Annotated in this window: 19 protein-coding genes; 9 read left to right on the top strand and 10 right to left on the bottom strand. The window is 73.9% G+C overall.

Annotated features, from left to right (window positions below; translation table 11 throughout):
* Window positions 1-18: 18 nt before the first annotated feature.
* Window positions 19-1,506 carry a hypothetical protein gene (locus ABZ716_RS04895; protein ID WP_358956544.1) on the bottom strand — a complete coding sequence of 496 codons (1,488 nt, stop codon included), beginning with the start codon at window positions 1,504-1,506 and terminating at the stop codon, window positions 19-21.
* Window positions 1,507-1,585: 79 nt separating this feature from the next.
* On the opposite strand from ABZ716_RS04895, the gene ABZ716_RS04890 reads away from it, so the two are divergent.
* Complete coding sequence (locus ABZ716_RS04890) at window positions 1,586-2,242, top strand: DUF305 domain-containing protein (protein ID WP_358956542.1); 657 nt, start codon at window positions 1,586-1,588, stop codon at window positions 2,240-2,242.
* Between the two features lie 54 nt (window positions 2,243-2,296).
* Window positions 2,297-3,664: an FAD-dependent oxidoreductase gene (locus ABZ716_RS04885; RefSeq protein WP_358956540.1), complete on the top strand. Its 1,368-nt coding sequence runs from the start codon at window positions 2,297-2,299 to the stop codon at window positions 3,662-3,664.
* Window positions 3,665-3,666: 2 nt separating this feature from the next.
* Here ABZ716_RS04885 and ABZ716_RS04880 read toward each other — a convergent pair whose 3' ends face one another.
* Complete coding sequence (locus ABZ716_RS04880) at window positions 3,667-4,023, bottom strand: helix-turn-helix domain-containing protein (protein WP_358811667.1); 357 nt, start codon at window positions 4,021-4,023, stop codon at window positions 3,667-3,669.
* 125 nt (window positions 4,024-4,148) lie between these two features.
* Window positions 4,149-5,249 (bottom strand): NADH:flavin oxidoreductase/NADH oxidase, encoded by a 1,101-nt coding sequence (locus tag ABZ716_RS04875; protein ID WP_358956537.1) that lies wholly within the window; start codon window positions 5,247-5,249, stop codon window positions 4,149-4,151.
* A gap of 226 nt (window positions 5,250-5,475) precedes the next feature.
* Here ABZ716_RS04875 and ABZ716_RS04870 point away from each other — a divergent pair, with 226 nt between their 5' ends.
* The 6 genes from ABZ716_RS04870 to ABZ716_RS04845 all read left to right on the top strand — a co-directional run bounded on the left by ABZ716_RS04870 (window position 5,476) and on the right by ABZ716_RS04845 (window position 12,121).
* On the top strand, window positions 5,476-6,564 hold the full coding sequence (locus ABZ716_RS04870) for an exo-alpha-sialidase (RefSeq protein ID WP_358956534.1): 1,089 nt from the start codon (window positions 5,476-5,478) through the stop codon (window positions 6,562-6,564).
* Between the two features lie 47 nt (window positions 6,565-6,611).
* Entirely contained in the window at window positions 6,612-7,163 is a 552-nt protein-coding gene (locus ABZ716_RS04865) for a GNAT family N-acetyltransferase (RefSeq protein ID WP_358956531.1), read from the top strand.
* Window positions 7,164-7,245: 82 nt separating this feature from the next.
* Window positions 7,246-8,784, top strand: a complete 1,539-nt coding sequence (locus ABZ716_RS04860; protein WP_358956528.1) for a Y4yA family PLP-dependent enzyme — start codon at window positions 7,246-7,248, stop codon at window positions 8,782-8,784.
* Window positions 8,781-10,100 (top strand): pyridoxal-phosphate dependent enzyme, encoded by a 1,320-nt coding sequence (locus ABZ716_RS04855; protein ID WP_358956525.1) that lies wholly within the window; start codon window positions 8,781-8,783, stop codon window positions 10,098-10,100. The genes ABZ716_RS04860 and ABZ716_RS04855 overlap by 4 nt, the downstream gene beginning before the upstream one ends.
* A complete protein-coding gene (locus ABZ716_RS04850) occupies window positions 10,101-11,300 on the top strand; it encodes an aminotransferase class V-fold PLP-dependent enzyme (RefSeq protein ID WP_358811673.1) in 1,200 nt (399 codons plus the stop codon).
* A gap of 47 nt (window positions 11,301-11,347) precedes the next feature.
* A complete protein-coding gene (locus tag ABZ716_RS04845) occupies window positions 11,348-12,121 on the top strand; it encodes a class I SAM-dependent methyltransferase (protein WP_351883773.1) in 774 nt (257 codons plus the stop codon).
* Between the two features lie 34 nt (window positions 12,122-12,155).
* Here ABZ716_RS04845 and ABZ716_RS04840 read toward each other — a convergent pair whose 3' ends face one another.
* Window positions 12,156-12,806 (bottom strand): hypothetical protein, encoded by a 651-nt coding sequence (locus tag ABZ716_RS04840; RefSeq protein WP_358956522.1) that lies wholly within the window; start codon window positions 12,804-12,806, stop codon window positions 12,156-12,158.
* A gap of 70 nt (window positions 12,807-12,876) precedes the next feature.
* Entirely contained in the window at window positions 12,877-13,554 is a 678-nt protein-coding gene (locus ABZ716_RS04835; RefSeq protein WP_358956520.1) for a uracil-DNA glycosylase, read from the bottom strand.
* Between the two features lie 186 nt (window positions 13,555-13,740).
* Here ABZ716_RS04835 and ABZ716_RS04830 point away from each other — a divergent pair, with 186 nt between their 5' ends.
* The gene (locus ABZ716_RS04830) at window positions 13,741-14,661 is read left to right on the top strand and encodes a hypothetical protein (RefSeq protein WP_358811676.1); all 921 of its coding nucleotides are present in this window, start codon (window positions 13,741-13,743) and stop codon (window positions 14,659-14,661) included.
* A gap of 77 nt (window positions 14,662-14,738) precedes the next feature.
* On the opposite strand, the gene ABZ716_RS04825 is transcribed toward ABZ716_RS04830, so the two are convergent.
* From ABZ716_RS04825 to ABZ716_RS04805, 5 genes are all read right to left on the bottom strand, one after another.
* On the bottom strand, window positions 14,739-15,827 hold the full coding sequence (locus tag ABZ716_RS04825) for a lactonase family protein (RefSeq protein WP_358811677.1): 1,089 nt from the start codon (window positions 15,825-15,827) through the stop codon (window positions 14,739-14,741).
* Window positions 15,828-15,884: 57 nt separating this feature from the next.
* Window positions 15,885-17,024, bottom strand: a complete 1,140-nt coding sequence (locus ABZ716_RS04820) for a nitric oxide synthase oxygenase (RefSeq protein WP_358811678.1) — start codon at window positions 17,022-17,024, stop codon at window positions 15,885-15,887.
* 215 nt (window positions 17,025-17,239) lie between these two features.
* Window positions 17,240-18,748, bottom strand: coding sequence for an FUSC family protein (locus ABZ716_RS04815; RefSeq protein ID WP_358811679.1), 1,509 nt, complete (start codon window positions 18,746-18,748; stop codon window positions 17,240-17,242).
* A gap of 276 nt (window positions 18,749-19,024) precedes the next feature.
* Window positions 19,025-19,447 (bottom strand): universal stress protein, encoded by a 423-nt coding sequence (locus tag ABZ716_RS04810; RefSeq protein ID WP_351883759.1) that lies wholly within the window; start codon window positions 19,445-19,447, stop codon window positions 19,025-19,027.
* 16 nt (window positions 19,448-19,463) lie between these two features.
* Window positions 19,464-21,020 (bottom strand): APC family permease, encoded by a 1,557-nt coding sequence (locus ABZ716_RS04805; protein WP_358956518.1) that lies wholly within the window; start codon window positions 21,018-21,020, stop codon window positions 19,464-19,466.
* Window positions 21,021-21,027 lie beyond the last annotated feature (7 nt).

Here is a 21,027-nt window from a genome sequence, read left to right as displayed (position 1 = left end):
ACGGCCCCGTGACGGCGGTCAGTGGTACTCGGGCTGGCTCTGGACGTTGAGCCGGTCCATGCGCACCCGCTTGGCGCCGTCGGTGCGCCGGTCGTCGAGCCTGAGCACGTCCAGGCCCTTGACGATGTCGTTCGAGTAGATGTGCCCGTTGTAGTAGTACGCGGACCAGGAGCCGCCCAGGCCGAGCCGGTCGGTGGTCAGCGGGCCGCGCTCGAAGTAGCCGATCTCCTGGGGGTGGGCCGAGTCGGTGAAGTCCCAGACCGAGACCCCGCCCTGGTACCAGGCTTGGACCATGATGTCGCGGCCGTTGCCGACCGGGACCAGCGAGCCGTTGTGCGCCACGCAGTTCTCGGTGTCGGCCTGGTGGCGCGGGATCTTGAAGTAGCCCCGGAAGACGAGCCTGCGCTGGTCCCCGCGGCCGGTGATGTCGTAGATGCCGTCGGCGCCCCGGTTCGGGCCGGTGGCCTCGTTGCAGGTGGCGGCGCCGCCCCCGCCGAGCTCGTCGGTGAACACCACCTTGTCGGCGCGCTCGTTGAAGGTGGCCGAGTGCCAGAACGCGAAGTTCACGTTGTCCTGGACCCGGTCGATGACCCGGGGGTGCTCGGGCTCGCTGATGTCGAAGAGGATGCCGTCCCCCATGCAGGCGCCGGCGGCCAGGTCCCGGGAGGGCAGCACGGTGATGTCATGGCAGCCGGTGGTCTTGGAGACCCCGGGGTGCTCGGGCGCGCCGGGGTTGCCGCCGTCCGGGAAGAGCACCGGGAAGCCGACCACGGCGGCCCGGGTCGGGTCCTTCCTCGGGACCTTGACCACGGAGATGCCGTCGTGCGGGGGCTGGCAGTCGGGGAACGCCTCGCTGGGCGAGTACGAGGAGACGTAGAGGTAGATGTCGCGGCCGCCCGGGACCAGGGTGTGGGTGTGCGAACCGCAGGCCGTCTCGACGGACTTGATGTACTTGGGGTTCTTCTTGTCCTTGATGTCGAAGACCTTGATGCCCTCCCAGGAGGACTTCTCCGTGGCGGGCTGCGAGACGCTGTTGCAGGAGTCGTCGCTGCGCGAGGAGTCGGTGGACAGGAAGAGCAGGTCTCCGGAGACCGAGACGTCGTTCTGGCCGCCGGGGCACAGGACCTGGGTGACGATCCTGGGCGCCTTGGGGTCGGCGATGTCGTAGATGGTGAAGCCGTCGTAGTTCCCGGCGTAGGCGTAGTCGCCCTGGAACGCCAGGTCCGAGTTGATGCCCTTGAGGCCGGCGTCGGGGATGTTGGCCAGGGGTGTGACGTTGGCGCTGTGCACGATCTCGTCCTGGCCGGGGATCTCCCCGGGGGCGAGTGAGCGACCGGGCGCGAGGTCCGCGCTCTGCCGGGAGCCGGCGCCCGGGGACGCGTCGCCGGGGTCGGGGGTGGCGGCCGCCGGTCCGGCGGCGGCGAGGAGCGTGGTGAGGAGCCCGGCGGCCGCGAGGGCCGCTCCCAGACTCCGGTGGCGCGCTCTGACGGTGTGCAGCAAGGTCACTGTGCCTCCCGTGGGGGCCCGTCGCTCCGTTCCCGGAGGGGGGAAGCGGAACCTGGACCCCGGCAGTATCTTCCTTTCCATGGACATGGCAAATGCGTTACTCGGCCGATTCCTGGGGGCGGCGCTGGCCGCCTCACTCCTCCTCCCCCTCAGCGGCTGCGCCGGCGGCGACGAGCCCCCGCGGAGCTCCACGGACGGCTCGCCGGTGGTCATCGCCCCCGGCAAGCCGGGCGAGGGATCCCGCACCCTCTCCCCCGGCCAGGCCGCCCGGCAGCGGCCGGACGACAGTCCCAATTCCGCCGACCGGGCCTACGTACGGCACATGATCGAGCACCACCGGCAGGCCCTGACGATGAGCGCACTGGCCCCCGAGCGGGCCTCGTCGGACGGGGTCAGACGGCTCGCCGAGCGGATCGCGGCATCGCAGGGGCCCGAGATCGCGGCCATGGAGAAGTGGCAGGCCCGCTACCCGGCCCCGGCCGGCGACCCCGGCGGCCACGACCACGCGACGATGCCCGGCATGGCCACCGAAGCGCAGCTGCGCGAGCTCGCCGACGCCCGCGGCACCGGTTTCGACCGGCTCTTCCTCACGCTGATGACCGCCCACCACGAGGGGGCGGTGACGATGGCGGGCGAGGCGCTGGCCCAGGGGAACAACGGCGCCGTCGAGGAGATGGCGAACGAGGTGGTGGCCGTCCAGAGCGCCGAGATCCACCGGATGCGCGCCATGGGCTGACGGGCGCGGGGGCGGGTGCCATGCTGGGGAGCACCCGCCGGAGGGAGTTCCGCCGTGCTTCGTGTCGCCGTCGTCGGTTCGGGCCCCAGCGGGGTCTACGCCGCTCAGGAACTGGTCGGCCAGCGCGAGGTCCCGGGCGTACGGGTCGACGTGCTGGACCGGCTGCCGGCCCCGTACGGCCTCGTCCGGTACGGGGTGGCCCCCGACCACGAGAAGATCAAGTCGCTGACCGGAAACCTCCGCTCGGTGCTGGAGGACGAGCGGATCCGCTTCCTGGGGAACCTGGAGGTCGGGGAGGCACCGCTGACCACCGCCCGGATGCTGGAGCTGTACCACGCGGTGGTGTACTGCGTGGGCGCCGCCCGGGACCGGACCCTGGGGATCCCGGGCGAGCAGCTGGCCGGGGTGCACTCCGCGACGGCCTTCGTGTCCTGGTACAGCGGGCACCCGGACGCGGGCTCCTTCGACCTGGGCGGGGTCCGCTCCGCCGTGGTCGTCGGCGCGGGGAACGTCGCGGTGGACGTGGCCCGGATCCTGGCCCGGGGCGCCGCGGAGCTGGAGCTCACCGACATGCCGCAGGCGGCGCTGGGCGCGCTGGCGGGCAGCGGGGTGCGGACGGTGGCGATGGTGGCCCGGCGCGGCCCCTCGCAGGCCAGGTTCACCACCAAGGAGCTGCGGGAACTGGGCACCCTCCCCGGGGTCGGCACCCGGGTGGACCCCGCCGAGCTGGCGCTCGACCCGGCGTACGGAGGCCCGGCCCTCGCGGCGGCCCTGCCGGCGGTGGCCCGGCGCAACCTGGAGGTGCTGCGCGGCTGGGCCGAGGGCCCGGTTGTGGGCGGGGAGGGGGGACGGGAGCTCCGTCTGCGGTTCTACCTGCGCCCGGTGGAGGTGCTGGGCGGGCCGGACGGCCGGGTGCGCGGGATGCGCTTCGAGCGGACCGCGCCCGACGGCCGCGGCGGGGTGAGCGGGACGGGCGTGTACGAGGACCTGGAGGCGCAGCTGGTGCTGCGTTCGGTGGGCTACCTGGGCGTCCCGCTGCCCGGCCTGCCCTTCGACGCCGCCACCGGCACCGTGCCGCACGCGGCGGGCCGGGTGGTCCGGGCGGGGCGGGCCTCGGTCGGGGAGTACGTGGCGGGGTGGATCAAACGCGGCCCGACCGGGGTGATCGGCACCAACCGCCCCTGCGCCAAGGAGACGGTCTCCTCCCTGCTCCAGGACGCGGCCGCCCTGGCCCGCCGCGACCTGCCCGGCGACCCCCTGGAGGCCCTCCGGGCGGCGGGCCTGCGCCCGGTGGAGTGGCCGGGCTGGCTGTCGATCGAGGCGGCCGAGGCGGAACTGGGCCGCTCCCTGGGCCGCCGCACGGTCAAGATCCCGGACTGGACGGGCCTCCACACGGCCGCGGGCCTCAACGCCGGCCGCTGACCCTAGGCCGGCAGTGCGCTCCGGCGGGTCTCCTCGGCCGTGGCCGCGGCCAGGAGGGTGTCGAGGAGGCCGGGGAAGAGGGACTGGAGCTCCTCGCGGCGCAGGCCGTTCATCTTGGCCGTGCCGCGGTAGACCTGGCGTACGACGCCGCTCTCGCGCAGGACGCGGAAGTGGTGGGTGGTGGTGGACTTGGTGACCGGGAGGACGAAGTCCGAGCAGGCCAGTTCGGTCTCCCTGGCCGCCAGTTCGCGGACGATGGACAGCCGCAGCGGATCCGAGAGGGCGTGCAGCACCCCCTCCAGGCGGATCTCCTCCGGTGCGGGGTGGGCGAGGGCGCGGGGCGCGTCACGTTCCGTCATGTCCTGCTGCGCTCCTTCGTCTCCCGGCCGGGACGTCGGGCCGGGGTTCCATCGTACGAGAACCCTCGTACGAGCGGCCCGGGTGCGGCGCGGCGCGGGGCTCGGACGCCCCGCACCGCGCACCGTCACCAGGCGCGGTGGTACGGACTCGGAACCGGGAGTTCCGCGCCCAGTTCGGCGGCGGCGCGGCGGGCCCAGAAGGGGTCGCGCAGCAGTTCCCGGCCGAGGAGGACGGCGTCGGCCTCGCCGTTGGCCAGGATCTTCTCGGCCTGTCCGGGCTCGGTGATCAGGCCCACCGCAGCGACCGGCAGGGAGGTCTCGGCCTTGACGCGGGCGGCGAAGGGCACCTGGTAGCCGGGGCCGGCCGGGATCTTCACGTGCGGGGCGAGCCCGCCGGTGGAGACGTCGAGCAGGTCCACGCCGTGCTCCTTGAGCAGGGCCGCGAAGCGGACGGTGTAGTCGGCGGTCCAGCCGTTCTCCTCCAGCCAGTCGGTGGCGGAGATGCGGAAGAGCAGCGGGAGCTCCTCGGGCCACACCGCCCGTACGGCGTCCACGACTTCGAGGGCGAAGCGGGTGCGGTGCTCGAAGGAGCCGCCGTAGGAGTCGGTGCGCCGGTTGCTGTGCGGGGAGAGGAACTCCCCGATGAGGTAGCCATGGGCGCCGTGGATCTCCAGGACCCGGTAGCCCGCGGCGAGGGCGCGCCGGGAGGCGGCCGCGAACTGGCCGGTGACCTCGTGGATCTCCTCGGTCGTGAGGGCGTGCGGCTCCGGGTGGCCCTCGTCGAACGGCACGGCGCTGGGGGCGCTCGGCCGCCAGCCGTGCGCCTCGGGGCCGACCGGGCCGCCGCCGTTCCACGGCTGGCCGGTGGACCCCTTGCGGCCGGCGTGGGCGATCTGGATGCCCGGGACGGCTCCCCGGGAGGTGATGAAGGCGGTGATCCGACGGAGGGCCTCGACCTGGGTGTCGTTCCAGATGCCGAGGTCGTAGGGGGTGATCCGGCCCTCCGGGGAGACGGCGGTGGCCTCCTGGAGGATCAGGCCGGTGCCGCCGGTGGCACGGGCCGCGTAGTGGGCGAAGTGCCACTCCTGCGCCACGCCGGCGTCCGGGCCGGAGGGCTCGGCGCTGTACTGGCACATCGGCGCCATCCAGATCCGGTTCGGGATCGTCACCGAACGCAGGGTGCAGGGCTGGAAGAGGGCGGCGAAGGCGGCGGGTGCGGCACTCATGGGGTTCTCCAGACGTCACCGGACGCGCACCGGGACCGGTGCGGCGCTAAGTACGAGGGAAACCGTACTACGAATTTCCTCGTAGTACGAGAGTTCACGTACAAGCCGTGGCACCGGGTGCCGTCCGGCGGCCTTCGGCCCCGCCTCGGCGGGCGTTGTCAGTGGGCGGGTGCAGACTGGCGGGAAACCTGCTGTATCGGGACAAGGACGTCCGGAGGTGTCGGCCATGACCGACGTGCTGCTGCTCGCGGGGACCCGCAAGGGACTGTTCATCGGCCGGCGCCGGGGCGTCGGCCCCTGGGAGTTCGACGGACCGCATTTCAACGCCCAGGCCGTCTCGGCCGTCGCCATCGACGCCCGGGGCCCGGCCCCCCGGCTGCTGGCCGGCGGGGACAGCTCCCACTGGGGGCCGTCGGTCTTCACCTCCGACGACCTCGGGGCGAGCTGGCAGGAACCGGCCGCGCCTGCGGTGAAGTTCCCCCAGGACACCGGCGCCTCCCTGGAGCGGGTCTGGCAGCTGCACCCGGCCGGCCCGGAGGCCCCCGATGTGGTCTACGCGGGGACGGAGCCCGCCGCCCTGTTCCGCTCCACCGACCGGGGCGAGTCCTTCGAGCTGGTCCGGCCGCTGTGGGAGCACCCGACCCGCTCCGCGTGGGTGCCCGGCGGCGGCGGGGAGGGCCTGCACACGATCATCACCGACCCGGCGGACCCGGCCCGGGTGACGGTGGCCGTCTCCACCGCCGGGGTCTTCCGCACCCGGGACGGCGGCGCGAGCTGGGCCCCGTCCAACCACGGGGTCTCCGCGGTGTTCCTGCCCGATCCGAACCCCGAGTTCGGGCAGTGCGTGCACAAGATCGCCCAGGACGCCGGGAAGCCGGACCGGCTGTACCTCCAGAACCACTGGGGGGTCTACCGCAGCGACGACGCGGGCGGGCGGTGGACGGACATCGGCTCCGGCCTGCCCTCCGACTTCGGCTTCGCCGTCGCCGCCCACCCCCACCTGCCGGACACCGCCTACGTCTTCCCGCTCAACGCCGACTCCGACCGGGTCCCGGCCGGCCACCGCTGCCGCGTCTTCCGCACCCGCGACGCCGGTGCCACCTGGGAACCGCTGGCGAAGGGGCTGCCGGAAGGGGACCACTACGGCACGGTGCTGCGGGACGCCCTGTGCACGGACGACGCCGACCCGGCGGGCGTCTACTTCGGCAACCGCAACGGCGAGCTGTACGCCAGCGACGACGACGGCGACAGCTGGCGGCTCCTGGCCGACCACCTCCCGGACGTGCTCTGCGTACGGGCCGCCGTACTGCGCTGAGCCCCGGCACCCCCCTGCCGGCCGGGGCCGGTGGGAAGCTGGTGGGCATGAGCGCGTACCAGCCCCTGGAGATCCGGCAGTTGACCCGGCCCGAGGAGGCAGGCCCCCAGCTCCGCCGGGAGCTGACCGCCTGCTGGGAGGAGGTGGTCAACTCCGGCGGGGCGGTCGTCGCCGCCGCCTTCCCGCTGCCGCCCGTGAGCCGCTCCCAGGTCGCCGCCGTGGTCGAGGAGCTCGTCCGCGCCCTCGACCCGGACCTCGCCAGGATGCTCGTCGCCACCGCCCGCGGCGCCCTCGCCGGCTGGCTGGTGCTGCGCCGCGACCGCCACCCGCTCGTAGCGCACCGCGCGACGGTCAACCACGTCCAGACCCTCCCGGGTCTGCGCCGCCTCGGCATCGGCTCCGCCCTGATGGAGCGGGTCCGGGACGTCGCACGCGAGGAGATGGGCCTGGAGCGGCTGGAGATCGCCGTCCGGGGCGGCCTGGGGCTGGAGGACTTCTACGGGAAGCTCGGCTGGACGGAAGTGGGCCGCTGGCCGGGCGCGTTGCGGGTCGCGCCCGGCGACGACCGGGACGAGATCCTGATGAGCCTCGTCCTCTGACAAAAATGCCCCGCGGGGGTTACGGTCTTATGACCGTTTGCCGACACCGGTACGCATTCCTCGACGGAGAGGAACAGCTGGGATGAGCAACGACCCCTCGTACGGCGACCCTTCGCACAGCGCCAACGCTCCACAGGGCTCCGGCCCTTCGCACAGCGGCCCCTTGTACCTGGAACCGAGGCTCGCCCCGCGCGCGGCGGCCCTCCTGACGTCCCCGGCACTCCTGCACACCCTCGTCGACGCCCTCGGCTCCCCCCTCAACGTGATCCTGCCCGACCAGATCGCCGACAACGTCCGCGCCTTCCGCGCGGTGTTCGCCCGGCACCGGCTCTCGGGCAGGGTCTTCTACGCGCACAAGGCGAACCGGTCCAGCGCCCTGGTCCGCCGGCTCACCACCACCGGCGCGGCCCTCGACGCCGCCTCGCTCACGGAGTTGCGGCACGCCCTGGGATCCGGCTTCACCGGAGCCGAGGTCATGGCGACCGGCCCGAAGGACCCCGAGTTCCTCTGGCTCGCCGCACGCAGCGGGACGCTGGTCAACGCCGACGGCCCGGACGAGCTGGAGCAGGCGGCGGCCCTCGTACGGGCACACGGACTGCCGCGCCTGCGCGTGCTGGTGCGGCTGTCCGGGTTCGAGGCGCCGGGGGCCCGCAGACTCTCGCGCCGCAGCCGCTTCGGCACTTCCGTGAAGTCCCTGCACCAGCTGCTGGAGGTGCTCGACCGCCACCGGGCCCACCTGGAACCCGTCGGTGTCGGCTACCACCTGGACACCACCAGTGTGGAGGAGAAGGCGGCCGCACTGGAGGGCTGTCTGCACGCCATGGAGGAGTTGCGGGTCCGCGGCTTCCATCCGGAGGCCATCGACGTCGGCGGCGGCTTCGGCGTCAGCTACCTGGCGCACGCCGCCCAGTGGGAGCGCTACACCACCGAGCTCACCCGCGCCGTCGCGGGGGCCCGGCCGCCCCTGGCCTGGGGCGGCCACGGCTACGGCCTGCGCACCGAGAACGGCACCCTGCGCGGCGCACTCGGCCTCTACCCCGCCCACCGCCCCACCGCGGGCCCCGGCTACCTCGACGAGCTCCTGTCGCATCCGGCACCCGGGCTGGGCCGTCCCCTGGGCACCCTGCTGCTGGAGGGCCTCCACCAGCTCTACGCCGAGCCCGGCCGGGCCCTGGCCGACCAGTGCGGGCTCACCCTCGGCAGGGTCCTGGAGGTGCGGCCGTCCGACAGCGGCGGGCCGCCCCTCGTACGCCTCGCGATGAACGCCGGGGACGTCGCGCTGGAGGACCACGGCGTCCTCGTGGACCCGGTGGTCCTGCCCCGTCCGCCGGTCCCGGCGGGCGCGGGGGCTCCGGTGGCGGTGCACCTCATGGGCAACCTCTGCCTGGAGGCCGATCTGATCACCCGCCGGGCCGTGTTCCTGCCCCGGCTGCCGCGCCCCGGCGACCTCCTCGCCTTCGCCAACACGGCCGGCTACTGCATGGACTTCGGCGCGACCCGGGCCCAGGGTCAGCCGCTCGCGCGCAAGGTGGCCGTCCACCGGGAGGGGGACGGCGACTGGCAGTGGTGCCTGGACGAGCAGTACTGGCCGCTCACACGTACGGGGGAAGCGCAGGGATGAGGTACGACAGCATCACCGAGGCCATCGGCGGGACACCGCTGGTCCGTATCGACCCGGCCGTGCACGGCCTGCGCCACATCGACCTCTACGCCAAGCTGGAGATGCTCAACCCCTTCGGCTCGCTGAAGGACCGGGCCGCCTGGAACATGACCCGCGACGAGCTGGCCGGCGCCGCCGAGCGCGGCGAGACGATCGTGGAGCTGTCCAGCGGCAACACCGCCAAGGCCCTGGCCCTGATCGCCGGACTGCACGGGCTCGCGTTCAAGAGCGTCACCAACCGGATGCGCATCCCCGAGGTCAAGGACCTGCTGCTGCTCCTCGGCTCCGAGATCGAGGAGCTGCCCGGCCGCAGCGAATGCCTGGACCCGTCCGACGAGGACGATCCACTGACCCTCTTCCACCGGCAGCTGAACCAGCCCGGCAGCACCCACCTCCACACCGACCAGTACTTCAACGCCCGCAACACCGAGGCGCACGCCACCGGGACCGGTCCGGAGATCATCGCGGACCTCGACGGCCGGGCTCCCGACTGGTTCGTGGCCTGCGTGGGCACGGCCGGCTCCTCCACCGGGGTGGCACGGGCGCTGCGCGGCCACGACCCGGCGGTGCGCGTCGTCGGCCTGGTCGGGGAGAAGTCGGACTTCATCCCGGGCATCCGCACCATCGACGAGGTGCAGGAGGTCGGCATCTTCGACCCGGCGACGTACGACACCCTGGAGCCGGTCTCCTCGGACGAGGCCATCGAGGGGATGCTGACGCTGCTGCGGCGCTGCGGGCTGCTCGCCGGGCCCACCGGCGGGGCCGCGTACTTCGGCGCGGTCCGGCATCTGCGGGAGCTGGACGCCGGGCTGACGGAGCGCCGGACGGCGGTGTTCATCGTCTGCGACCGTGTGGAGAGCTACACCGGCTGGATCCGCCGGAGCCGCCCGGACCTCATGGGGCTGGCGCCCGTGCCGAACTCGGTGGCCACCCTGACGGCGGCCGAGGTGGCCTCGGCCGCCGTCATCGGCGTGGACGAGGCCCGCAAGTGGATCGCGGAGCGGCAGCCGCTGGTGGTGGACCTGCGCGGCCCCTTCGCGTACGGAGCGCTGCACATCGAGGGGTCGGTGAACATCGTGGACGAGCTCTTCGGCGAACTCGTCCGGGGCGGGCTCCCGTTCGGGCGCAGCCGGCCGGTCCTGCTGGCGTGTCCGGTCGGCGAGAAATCGGCCCGGTACGCGGCGCTGCTCACCCGTATGGGCCACCCCGACGTACGCAGCCTGGCCGGCGGGATCATCGCCTGGCGGGACGCCGGTGCTCCCCTGGTGCGTGACTGAGTGGCCGCCCCCGCCGCCGAGCTGGCGGCGCTCGCCGACTGGCAGCGGCCGCTGCGCGCCCAGTTCCCGATCATCGAGGGCCACCCGGACCTGGTCTACCTGGACAGCGCCGCAACCTCCCAGAAGCCGCGCCCGGTCCTGGACGCCGTACACACCTACCTGACCACCTCCAACGCCAACGCGGCCCGCGGCTCCTACCCCTGGGCCAACACCACGACGGCGCTGGTGGAAGGCGCCCGGGAGCGGATCAAGCGCTTCCTGGGCGATCCGGACCCGCAGCGGTCCTCGGTCCACTTCACCAGCGGCACCACGGAGGGGCTGCGGATGGTGGCGCGGGAGTGGCTGCCGGCCCTCCTCGTCGACGGGGACGAGATCGTCGTCCCGTTCGCCGACCACCAGGCGAACCTCTCGCCCTGGCTGGAGGTCCGGGACCTGCTGGCCCGGCGGGGGGTGCGGATACGGGTCCGGGAGCTGCCGTACCAGGCGAGCTCCGGGGACTACGATCCGCGGGCGCTCGCCGCGGTCACCGGCCCCCGGACCCGTTTCGTCGCCGCCACGCACGTCCACCACGTCTACGGGGTCGACATGAACGTGCACCGGATCCGGCAGGTGGTCGGGCCCCAGGTGCCGATCTGCCTGGACGCGGCGCAGAGCATCGGCCACCTGCCGGTGTCGGTGGCCGCCCTCGACGTCGACTTCATGGTGTTCTCCGGGCACAAGGCCATGGCACTGCCGGGGTCGGGCGCGGTCTGGGCCCGCGGGCTGCGCGGCCCCCGCCTGCGGCCCGGCGGCTGGAGCGGCACCCCGAACACGGCCGGGATCGCGAGCCTGGTGGCGGCCCTGGACTGGCTGGAGGCCGCCGGCACCGGGCGGATCGAGCGCTGGACGGTGGCACTGACCGCGCTGCTGACCGACGGCCTCGCCCGGATGGACGCCTACGAGGTGCTCGGCTGCCGTACCAGCCTGACGGCGGGGTCGCGGGTGCAGCGGCGGCGCAGCCTGGTCACCTTCCGGCACCGCGGGATCGACTCCCAGGACCTGGGGTTCATCCTGTTCAGCCATGGCTTCATGGTCCGCACGGACGGCCACTGCCAGGCCGGCCGCGACGCGCGGGAGGGGTCGGTGCGCGTCAGCCTGCACGTCCACAACACCCCGGAGGAGGTACGAGGACTGCTCGCTGCCCTGGCCAGTCTGCAATGATTTCCATGAGCGGGATGTGGCTTCGGTGACGGAGGCAGTGCGGCGGCATGGGCGCGGGTACGGGCAGTGTGAGTACGGGGACGGCGGCGCGCTGGGTGGAGCGCTGGGAGCGCCAGCAGCGGCGGTACGCGGTGGACCGGGAGGAGAGGTTCGCGGTCATCGCCGACCTCGTCGAGTACGTGGCGGGTGCGCGGCCCGCCCCGCTGGTGCTCGACCTGGGCAGCGGCCCCGGCTGCCTGGCCGCCCGGCTCGCCGCCCGGCTGCCGGGCGCGGAGGTGCTCGCGGTGGACGCGGACCCGCTGCTGCTGGAACTGGGCAGCGCCCATTACGGCCGCGCCCTGCGCTATGTCAACGCGCTGATCGGCGAGCCGGGCTGGCTCGGCCGGCTGGGCCTGGACCGCCCCGTGGACGCGGTGGTCTCGACGACCGCCCTCCACTACCTCGGGGAACGGACCCTGCGGCAGGTGTACGGGGAGCTCGCCGGTGCGCTGCGCCCGGGCGGGATCCTGGTCAACGGCGACCACATCAGCCCGGACTCCGCCCGGCTGTCCGAACTCGCCCAGGACGTCGGACGCCGTCACGCCGAGCGGAACGCCGTGTGCGGTCACGAGGAGGACTGGGAGTCCTGGTGGGCGGGCGCGGCCGGCGACCCGGAACTGGCCCCCCTGCTCTCGCGCGACGGCGAGGGCGGGCGGGCCCCCTGCGAGGGCAACGACCTCACGGTGTCGGGCCATGTCGCGCTGCTGCGGGACGCGGGGTTCGCGGACGTCGGCGTGGTCTGGCAGGTCGGCCCGAGCCACGTCCTGGCGGCCGTCCGCTGACCGGGGATCCGCCCGGCCGCCTGCCGCGAGAGGGTCAGACGCGGCTGCACACGTGGATCGCCATGGTGCCGTTCAGCGGCAGGTGCCGGATGCGGAGCTCCTTGCCGTTGTAGGCGGCCTCCAGGCGGCCGGACATGTCGTTGGCGCCCAGCGGGTACCAGGGGAGGATGGCCGAATCCTGGCCCTCCATCCCGTCGGGGACCTTCTCGGCGAAGGACACGTCCGTCCCCTCCCCGCCCCCCTTGGGGCCGTTGACGACCTGGATCTCCAGGCGGCCGCGCCGGTGGCTCCAGTGGCCGTTCCAGGTGGCGGTGGTGTCACCGGTCCAGACGATGCTCCAGGTGCCGTCCGCGGCGACGGTGGCCCTCCCGTCGCTCTTGCGGCCGCCGTCGGGGCCCGGGAGGGTCGAGCGGACCGCCCAGGTGCCCTTGACGAACTCGGCGAAGGCCCGGCCCGCCACCCCGGTGGCGGCCGGGGAGGCGGAGACCGGGGCGGACGGGGCCGTCGACGGCGACGAGGGCGAGGGCGAGGGGGTGCCGGACGGCGACGGGGCGGCCGGAGCGGCCGGGCCCTCCTTGCCGGTGCAGGCCGCCAGGAGCGCGGAGCCGGCTCCGAGCGCCAGGTAGCGCAGCGCGTTGCGCCGGCCGATGATCCGCGCCGCCGCCCGCATACCGTTCACCGTCATCGCCTGGTCCCCCGTGGCCCGTCCCGTACTTGTGGATCTTGGAACGGAGTCTACGGGGAGTTCCGGAGCCCTACGGCAGACGCCAGTCGACGGGCTGGGCGCCCTCACGGAGGAGCAGTTCGTTGGCCCGGCTGAAGGGACGGGAGCCGAAGAAGCCGCGGTCCGCCGACATGGGCGACGGGTGCGCCGACTCGATGGCCGGGAGACTGCCCAGCAGCGGCCGGAGGTTGCGGGCGTCGCGGCCCCAGAGGATGGACACCAGGGGCTTGCCCCGGGCGGCGAGGGCCCGGATGGCCTGGTCGGTGACCTCTTCCCAGCCCTTGCCCCGGTGCGCGCCCGGCTTGCGCGGGGCGGTGGTCAGCGACCGGTTGAGCAGGAGCACGCCCTGCCTCGTCCACGGGGTCAGGTCCCCGTTGGAGGGCCGGGGCAGACCCAGGTCCGTGTGCATCTCCCGGAAGATGTTCTCCAGGCTGCCCGGCACCGGCCGCACCTCGGGGGCGACGGCGAAGCTCAGCCCGATCGCGTGGCCGGGGGTCGGGTAGGGGTCCTGGCCGACGATCAGTACGCGGACGTCGTCGAAGGGCTGCTGGAACGCGCGCAGGACGTTCGCCCCGGCCGGGAGGTAGGTCCGGCCCGCCGCTATCTCGGTACGGAGGAAGTCCCCCATGGCCGCGATGCGGTCCGCGGCGGGTTCCAGGGCCTTCGCCCAGCCCGCTTCGACAATTTCGTTCAAGGGTCGTGGTGCCACGCCGTGTCACTCTACTGGGTCATACTGACAGGGCGTTACCAGCACGTTCCGTCGACAGGCTCTCACTGTCCGTCCGTTGGTCCGGTGGAAGCGTGTAGGACATTCAACGGATAAATGAGGACAGATGCCTCCCGGCCGGGCCCTGCCCGAACACCCGGTTCCGATAAGCCAGTAGCATGCGGCGCCATGAGCTCCCCCACTGGGCCCGCAAACGGCCTGCCCGTACGAATGCCGCGACCCCGCCAGACCGGACGGCACCGCCGGCCCGAGCCCGCGGTGGCGCCCGAGGGCGCGCCCGCGCTGGTGCTCGCCGTGCCCGGTGTCGCCTCGGCCGCCTCCCGGGGGCTGGCCGAGGAGATCATCAGCATCGGCCGCTCCGAGCTGCCCGGTCTGGACGCCCGGATCGGCTACCTGGAGGGTGAGGACACCGAGGGGAGCGAGTTCCCCTCGCTGTCCGGTGTGCTGAGTGCCGTCGCCGAGGAGCGGACCGTGCGCGCCGAGTTCGCCCGCGCCGCCGGCCACGAGGTGCCCGCGCCGACCGGCCCGGACGCCGTGGTGGTGCCCCTGCTGGCCGGTCCGGACGCCGATCTGCTGCGCCGGGTGCGCCAGGCGCTGATGGACTCCTCGGCCGCCGCCGAACTGGCCGACGTACTCGGTCCGCACCCGCTGCTGGCCGAGGGCCTGCACGTGCGGCTCTCGGAGGCCGGTCTGGCCCGCGCCGACCGGGCCAGGCTGTTCACGGTGGCCACCGCCGCCGACGGCATCATCCTGGCCACCACCGGCGGCGAGGAGGCCGTCCAGGCCGCCGGGATCACCGGCATGCTGCTGGCCGCCCGGCTCGCCGTGCCCGTGATGGCGGCCGCCCTGGACCAGGAGGGCTCGGTGGCCGCGGTCGCCGCCGAGCTGCGCGGGGCGGGAGCGGCTCAGCTGGCGCTGGCGCCGTACCTGATCGGCCCCGAGGCGGCCGAGGGGCTGCTGGACACCGGCTGCAAGGAGGCCGACTGCGCCGCCGCCGAGGTGCTCGGGGCGTACCCGGCGCTCGGCAAGCTGGCCGTCGCCCAGTACAGCGCGGCCCTGGGGCTCCAGCTGGGCGCCGCCGCCCAGTAGGGATCCACGCGCCGGGGCCCGTACGGGAAGTTCCGTGCGGGCCCTGACGCGTGCGTACGGGGCGGCCGGCCGGGGAGTCAGCCGAAGACCACGCAGGCCGCCGCGGGGACGGCCACCGACCCGGCGCGGCTCGGGTGCCCGGTCAGCGGGTCCACGTCGAACCAGGTGACGTCCCCCGACCATTCGTTGGCCACGTAGAGCCTGCGCCCGGACGGGTCGGTCACGAGGTCGCGCGGCCAGCTTCCGCCGCAGTCCACGGTGGCGGCCGGCTGCGGCTTCTCCGCCGCGTCGGCGAGCGAGAAGACGGCGAGGGTGTCGATGCCGCGGACGGCCGCCCACAGGAACCTGCCGTCCGGGGAGACCGCGACCACCGAGGGGTAGGCCCGCGCGCCGCCCGGGGCGGCCTCCGGGGCCACCGCGAGCTCCGACACCGGTTCCAGCCGTCCGGCGGCCCCGTTCCAGCGGCAGACCGTCAGCAGGGGCTCCAGCTCGTGCAGGACGTAGACCACCTCGCCGTCGGGGTGGAAGGCGAGGTGGCGCGGGCCCGAGCCGGGGCGCAGCCGGGTCTCGGTGTGGAGGCGGAGGGTCCCGTCGGACGGGTCGAGCGCGCAGACCCGCACCGAGTCGGTGCCGAGGTCCACGCTGAGCACCCAGCGGCCGCTGGGATCGGGCCGCACCTGGTGCGCGTGCGGCCCTTGCTGGCGTTCGGGGTCCGGGCCGCCGCCCTGGTGGGCGAGAACGGCCGGGGGCCCGGCGGGCCGGCCGTCGGCGGCGAGGGGAAGACTGCTGACGCTGCCGGAGGTGTAGTTGGCGGTCAGCAGCCGGCCGGCCGCCAGGCTGAGGTGGGTGGGGCCGGCGGCGCCGACCGGGACGGCGGGCCCGAGCGCCTCCAGCTCCGCCGCACCGGTGCGGAAGGCCAGCGCCGCGCCGGGGTCGGCCTCGCTCACCGCGTACAGCACGCCCGTCGCCGGGTCGAGGGTGAGGCACGAGGGGTTCTCGGGGGTTTTAGTGACCGCCACCGGGGTCAGTGCCCCGGTGGCCGCGTCCACGGCCATGGTGGTGATGCCGCGGCCGCCCCCCGAGGTGAACGAGCCGATGTAGGCGCGCGGCCCCTGCCCGCCCGCCGCGCCCCGCGTACCGCCGAGGCCCTTCCCGTCGTCGCCCACTGCTCGCCCTTCCGCCGTTGCCGCTCCATCGGTGCGGTGCCGACCGTAACAGAAGGTCTAGACCAAATCGCGTCCCTCGGCGCGTTCCCGCGCGCCGTCGTGGTGCACGTACACGGTAGAGCTCGGGCGGTCCTCGTACGTGCGGTGGAAGACCGGCGTGGCGGAACCCGAGATCGGGGGGACGATCCAGGACCAGTCCGCGCCCACGTCCCGCCCCTTGCGCTCCTCGCGGTCCATGTGGCTGAGGAACCGGCGGGATTCGGTGTGGTGGTCGGCGATGGTGACCCCGGCCCGGTCGAAGGAGTCCAGCACGGCCCGGTTCAGCTCGACCAGGGCCCGGTCCTTCCAGAGGGAGCGGTCGCTGGAGACGTCCAGGCCGAGCCGGCGGGCCACGGCCGGGAGGAGGTTGTAGCGGTCGGTGTCGGCGAGGTTGCGGGCGCCTATCTCGGTGCCCATGTACCAGCCGTTGAAGGGGGCGGCCGTGTAGTGGATGCCGCCGATCTCCAGGCACATGTTGGAGATGGCCGGAACCGCGTGCCAGCGCAGCCCCCAGTCCGCCCAGTCGTCCCGGCCGTCGGGGTGGCGGATCGGCACCTCCAGGACGGCGTCGGCCGGGGTGTCGAACCAGCGGGGCTTGTCGTCGACCCCCTGGACCACCAGCGGGAGGAGGTCGAAGGGGGTGCCCCGGCCGCCGGGCCAGCCGAGCGCCAGCAGGGCCTCGGTGAGCGGTCTGTTGCGGGCGTCGCCGACGGTTATCGACGGGTGGTCCCCGTAGCCGGCGTAGCGCACCAGCTGCTCGCTCCAGATCAGCGGACCCGGCCGGCCCGGGGCGTCCGGGGCGAAGACCGTGATCGTGGGCCGGACCCGGCCCCCGTTGGTGGCCTCGCGCAGGTGCTCGAAGCACTCGGCGGCGATGTCCTCTGCGGCGGTGAGCCCGCGCCGGTCGCGGACCCGCAGCGAGTTCCAGTAGAGCCGGCCTATGCAGCGGTTGCTGTTGCGCCAGGCCACCCGTGCCCCGTGGACCAGCTCCTCGGGGGTGTGGCGGTAGGTGCCGGACTCCGCGAGCTCGGCCCGGACGGCGGCGAGCCGGGCGCGCGGATCACCGGCCTGCGGGTTCTCCCGGTGGAAGAGCCGGATGAACTCCTCGGCTTCCTCCCACACCTGAGCGTCGCTCATGTGCTTCTGCAGAATTTCCATTCCGGGCGGTTACCCCCTGTCCGGACAGATCCACCCTGTACGTGCCGGATGCATGTGCAGTGAACAAGCACCCGTTGTACATGCGGCGGGCCGCTGCCGAGTCCCCCGCGCCGAGGGGAACACTCGTCCGAGTGGTCTTCAAGCGTTGGCCTGCGGTGGGGTGGTGGGGTGACGTACCATCCCCGGAATTCCGGGGATGGTACGGCCGCCGCCCTTCAGGCCGTGATGACCAGCGGGGCGCGGGGATCGGTGCGCAGCGGGGTGGCGAGGGCGGCCAGCGCCGTTTCGAGGCCGTGCAGGTGCACCAGGGCCGGTTCTTCGGCTCCGGCGTGCCCGGCGGGAGTGGCGGGGGCGGTGGCGCCGGCCGCGCCCTGCGGGGCGGTGAGCGCCTCCACCGCGGCCTCGACCCGCCAGCAGGCGGCGGCGAGCCGGGCGTCGTGCGATGCCTGGGGGTCGGCGGCGACGCAGACCAGCCCGCGCACCTCGCGGGCGCAGTCGTCGAGCAGGGCCAGGACCTGGCGGGCGCGGGCCTTGCGGGCGCGCAGCGGGCTCAGCGGGTGGACCAGCGGCGCGAGCGCCATCCGGACCCGGGCCAGGAGCAGTTCCAGCTCGGCGGCGTGCGGGGCGGGGTCGGCCTCGGGGTCGCCGGCGAGGCGGTCGAGGGAGGCCGCGGTGGAGGCCCGTACGCAGTGCAGGGCGCGCTGGATCCAGGCGTCGTTGGCGGCGTGCGTGGTGACGGGGAGGATCAGGGTGACGCCGAGGGCCGCGCCCAGCGCGCCGACGGCGGTCTCCTCGAAGCGCAGGAGCAGCAGCCCGGGGTGGAGCACGCCGAGGAGCCCGTACAGCAGCCCGGCCATGACGGTGACGAAGAACATCATCCAGGAGTAGGAGGGGGCGGCCGTGTAGAAGATGCCGAACACGCAGACGGCGACGAGCGCGGCGGTGGGCGCGGGGGCGCCGTGCAGCGGCACCGCGATCAGCAGGCCGGCGGCAATGCCGGTGACGGTGCCCAGGACCCGGCGGAAGCCGCGGACGAGGGTCTCGCCGCGCGAGGCGGTGTTGACGAAGATCCACCAGGCGGTGCCGACGGCCCAGTACCAGCGGTCCTGGGAGAGGATCTGCCCCGCGGCCAGGGCGAAGGCGCAGGCGGCGGTGGCCTGGAACGCCTGGCGGGTGGTGGGCCGGGCGAGGCCGGTGCCGGGCAGCGGCGGCGGGGCGGCGGCCGGGGGCGTACGGCGCTCCAGGGGCCACAGCAGGAACCGGACGGCCCCGGCGGACAGCAGGGCCAGGGCGACGGCCGCGAACAGCTCGGGCAGCTGCGCGGGCCGGGCGTGCAGGAACTGGGTGACGAAGAACATCATGAAGGCGAAGATGCCGAGGGCGTGCCCGCGTGGCCCCCAGCGCCGGGCGTAGACCCCGGCGAAGACCACGGCCAGCCAGGCCGCGTCCCGCACGGGCGGCATCCCGTGCAGGGAGGTGGCCAGCACCAGGACGGGGAAGCCGGCGGCCGGCAGCAGGGCGGTGGTCACCCGCTGCGCGCGGACGTCCGCGTCGAGGACGGTGAACAGCGCGAGCAGCGCCGCGAGGCCGCCGGTGATGGACGCGGTGAGCGAGAGCCCCGCCAGTTGGGCGACGGCGACGGCGAGCCCGGTGCCGATCACCGCGCGCGTCGAGTTCCTCAGTCTGGCGCGCCCCGGATCCGGAGCCGTGAACATCCTCTTCATGGCGGTGTGCCGCCCCCCTCGCAGTGGTGCGCGCCGGCCCGGTGTCCGCCCGGGGGTGGTGGGCGGCGTACGGGCACGGCGAAGGCGCCGCGCTCCGGTCCGGCGTCGTTGCCGGCCGGCGCTGCGCGGCGCCGAAAGTACATGGATACGACACAGATAAGCATCCAGAGGGGCATTGGCTCAAGGCGGCCTCTTCCCACTGGGCCATTGGCCCCGCTTTCCGCGTACATTTCCGGCCACGGGCGGACCAACGGACCGGCTCCGCGCAGGGGGTGGCTAGGCCGTCTCCTCGGTCGGTACGCACAGCACCGGGACCGGGGAGAGGTGCAGCAGCTTGTGCGGGGTGGAGCCGAGGAGGGCGCCGCGGATGGGGCTGTCGCCCCAGGTGCCGACGATGATGACCCGGGCGTGGTGGTGTGCGGCGGCGGCGAGCAGGGCCTGGGCCGGTCTGTCGTCCATGACCTCGACGGTGGAGGGGACCCCGGCCTCGTCGGCGGCCTCGACGGCCCGGGCCAGCGCGCTGCGGCCCGCCTGGAGGACGGCTTCGCGGTGGGCGCGGTACTCCTCCCCCGTGGCGCCGGGGGCGGCGGCGCCGTAGACGAGGACGAGGGGCTCCCCGAAGGCGGTGGCCACCTCCAGGGCGACGCGCAGGGCGCGCTCGGCGCCGGGGGATTCGTCGTAGCCGAGGACCACGGACATCCGGAACTTCCCTCCTTCAGTTCTTCTTCTCGTGCCGCGCGGACCGCTTCGCGGACTGCTTCGCGCCGCGGACGAGGGCCGGGTCGACCACGCCGGGGCGCTCCTGCCAGAACCGGCCGTCGCGGATCCGCCAGTAGCACATGAGCAGGATGCCGACGGCCGCGATGCCGATGCCGATGACCAGGGGCGGGCCGAGTCCGAACCAGGACACCCCGCTGGCCGAGTTCCCCGGGTCGGACATGTCCCCGATGGACTCCACGAGCAGCCAGGCCAGCAGTCCGGCGCCGACCAGCGGGCCGACGCCGATGAGGAGGAGGTTGTGCGCGTTCTCCAGCAGGTGGCGGCGGTAGTAGACGGCGCAGGCCAGGCCGGTGAGCGCGTAGTAGAAGGCGATGAGCAGCGAGAGCGCGGTCAGGGAGTCGAGCAGGGCGTTCTCACTGATCTGGTTGACGGCGAGGTACCAGACGATGGCGATGACGGCCACCCACCAGGTGCTGACGTCCGGAGTGTGGAAGCGGTGGTGGATGTGCGCCAGGTGCGGGGGCAGGGCGTGCCGGCGGGCCATGGACAGGGCGGTGCGGGAGGCCGGGATGATCGTCGTCTGGGTGGAGGCGAGGGCGGAGGTGCAGACGGCGAGGAGCACCATCCAGTCCCAGCCGCCCATCACCTCGTGCGCGAGGACGGCGAAGATCGCCTCCTCCTCGCCGGCGTGCTGGGCGAGGAAGGCCGTCCCGGCGTAGGCGACGATGGCGAAGCCGACGGACAGGTAGGTGACGAGCAGGACCAGGGTGGACCAGATGCCGGCCTTGCCGGGGGCGGTGGCGGAGTCCTCGACCTCCTCGGTGAGGTTGACCGCGGACTCCCAGCCCCAGTAGATGAACACCCCGAGCAGCAGGCCGCCGGTGAGGGCGCTGCCGCCGGCACCGAAGGGGTTGAGCCAGGTGACGGACGGGTGGAGGGCGTCGAGGGTGCTGGTGCCGGCATAGACCCGGTAGAGCGCGACGACCGCGAAGACCAGCAGGAAGAGGACCTGGGCCAGGATGAGGACGTCCTGGAAGTGGGCCGACAGTTCGGTGCCGATGACGCAGACCGCGGTCATCGCGAGGATCACCACGACGGCGAGGGTCTGGCGGACCACGGTGTTGGCGGCCCAGTCGTCCAGGCCGAGGGCCAGCAGACCGAAGTGGACGGCGACGTCGGCGAGGGAGCCGATGACGAGGACGCCGGTCATGGTGATGGCCCAGCCGCCGAGCCAGCCCGCCCAGGGGCCCATCGCGCGGGTCACCCAGGAGAAGGTGGTGCCGCAGTCCTGGTCGACCTTGTTGAGGTAGTAGAAGGCGGCGGCGATGAGCAGCATCGGGACGAAGGAGGCCAGCATCACGCCCGGGGCGTAGATCCCGGCGATGGCAACGATGGGGCCGATGACGGCGGCCAGGGAGTAGGCCGGCGAGGTGGAGTTCAGGCCGATGACGAGCGCGTCGAGGAAGCCGATCGCGCCGGCCTGGAGGGTGTCCTCGCCGGAGGCGGCGTCGGGGAGGGGCTCCTCCGGTCGGCCGCGGTCGCCCTGGTCCATGTACGCA

This window comes from Streptomyces sp. NPDC006687, from assembly GCF_040636215.1.
GTDB lineage: Bacteria > Actinomycetota > Actinomycetes > Streptomycetales > Streptomycetaceae > Streptomyces.
The sequence above is the reverse complement of the archived record's forward strand: the minus strand, read 5'-3'. Positions and strand labels throughout refer to the sequence as shown.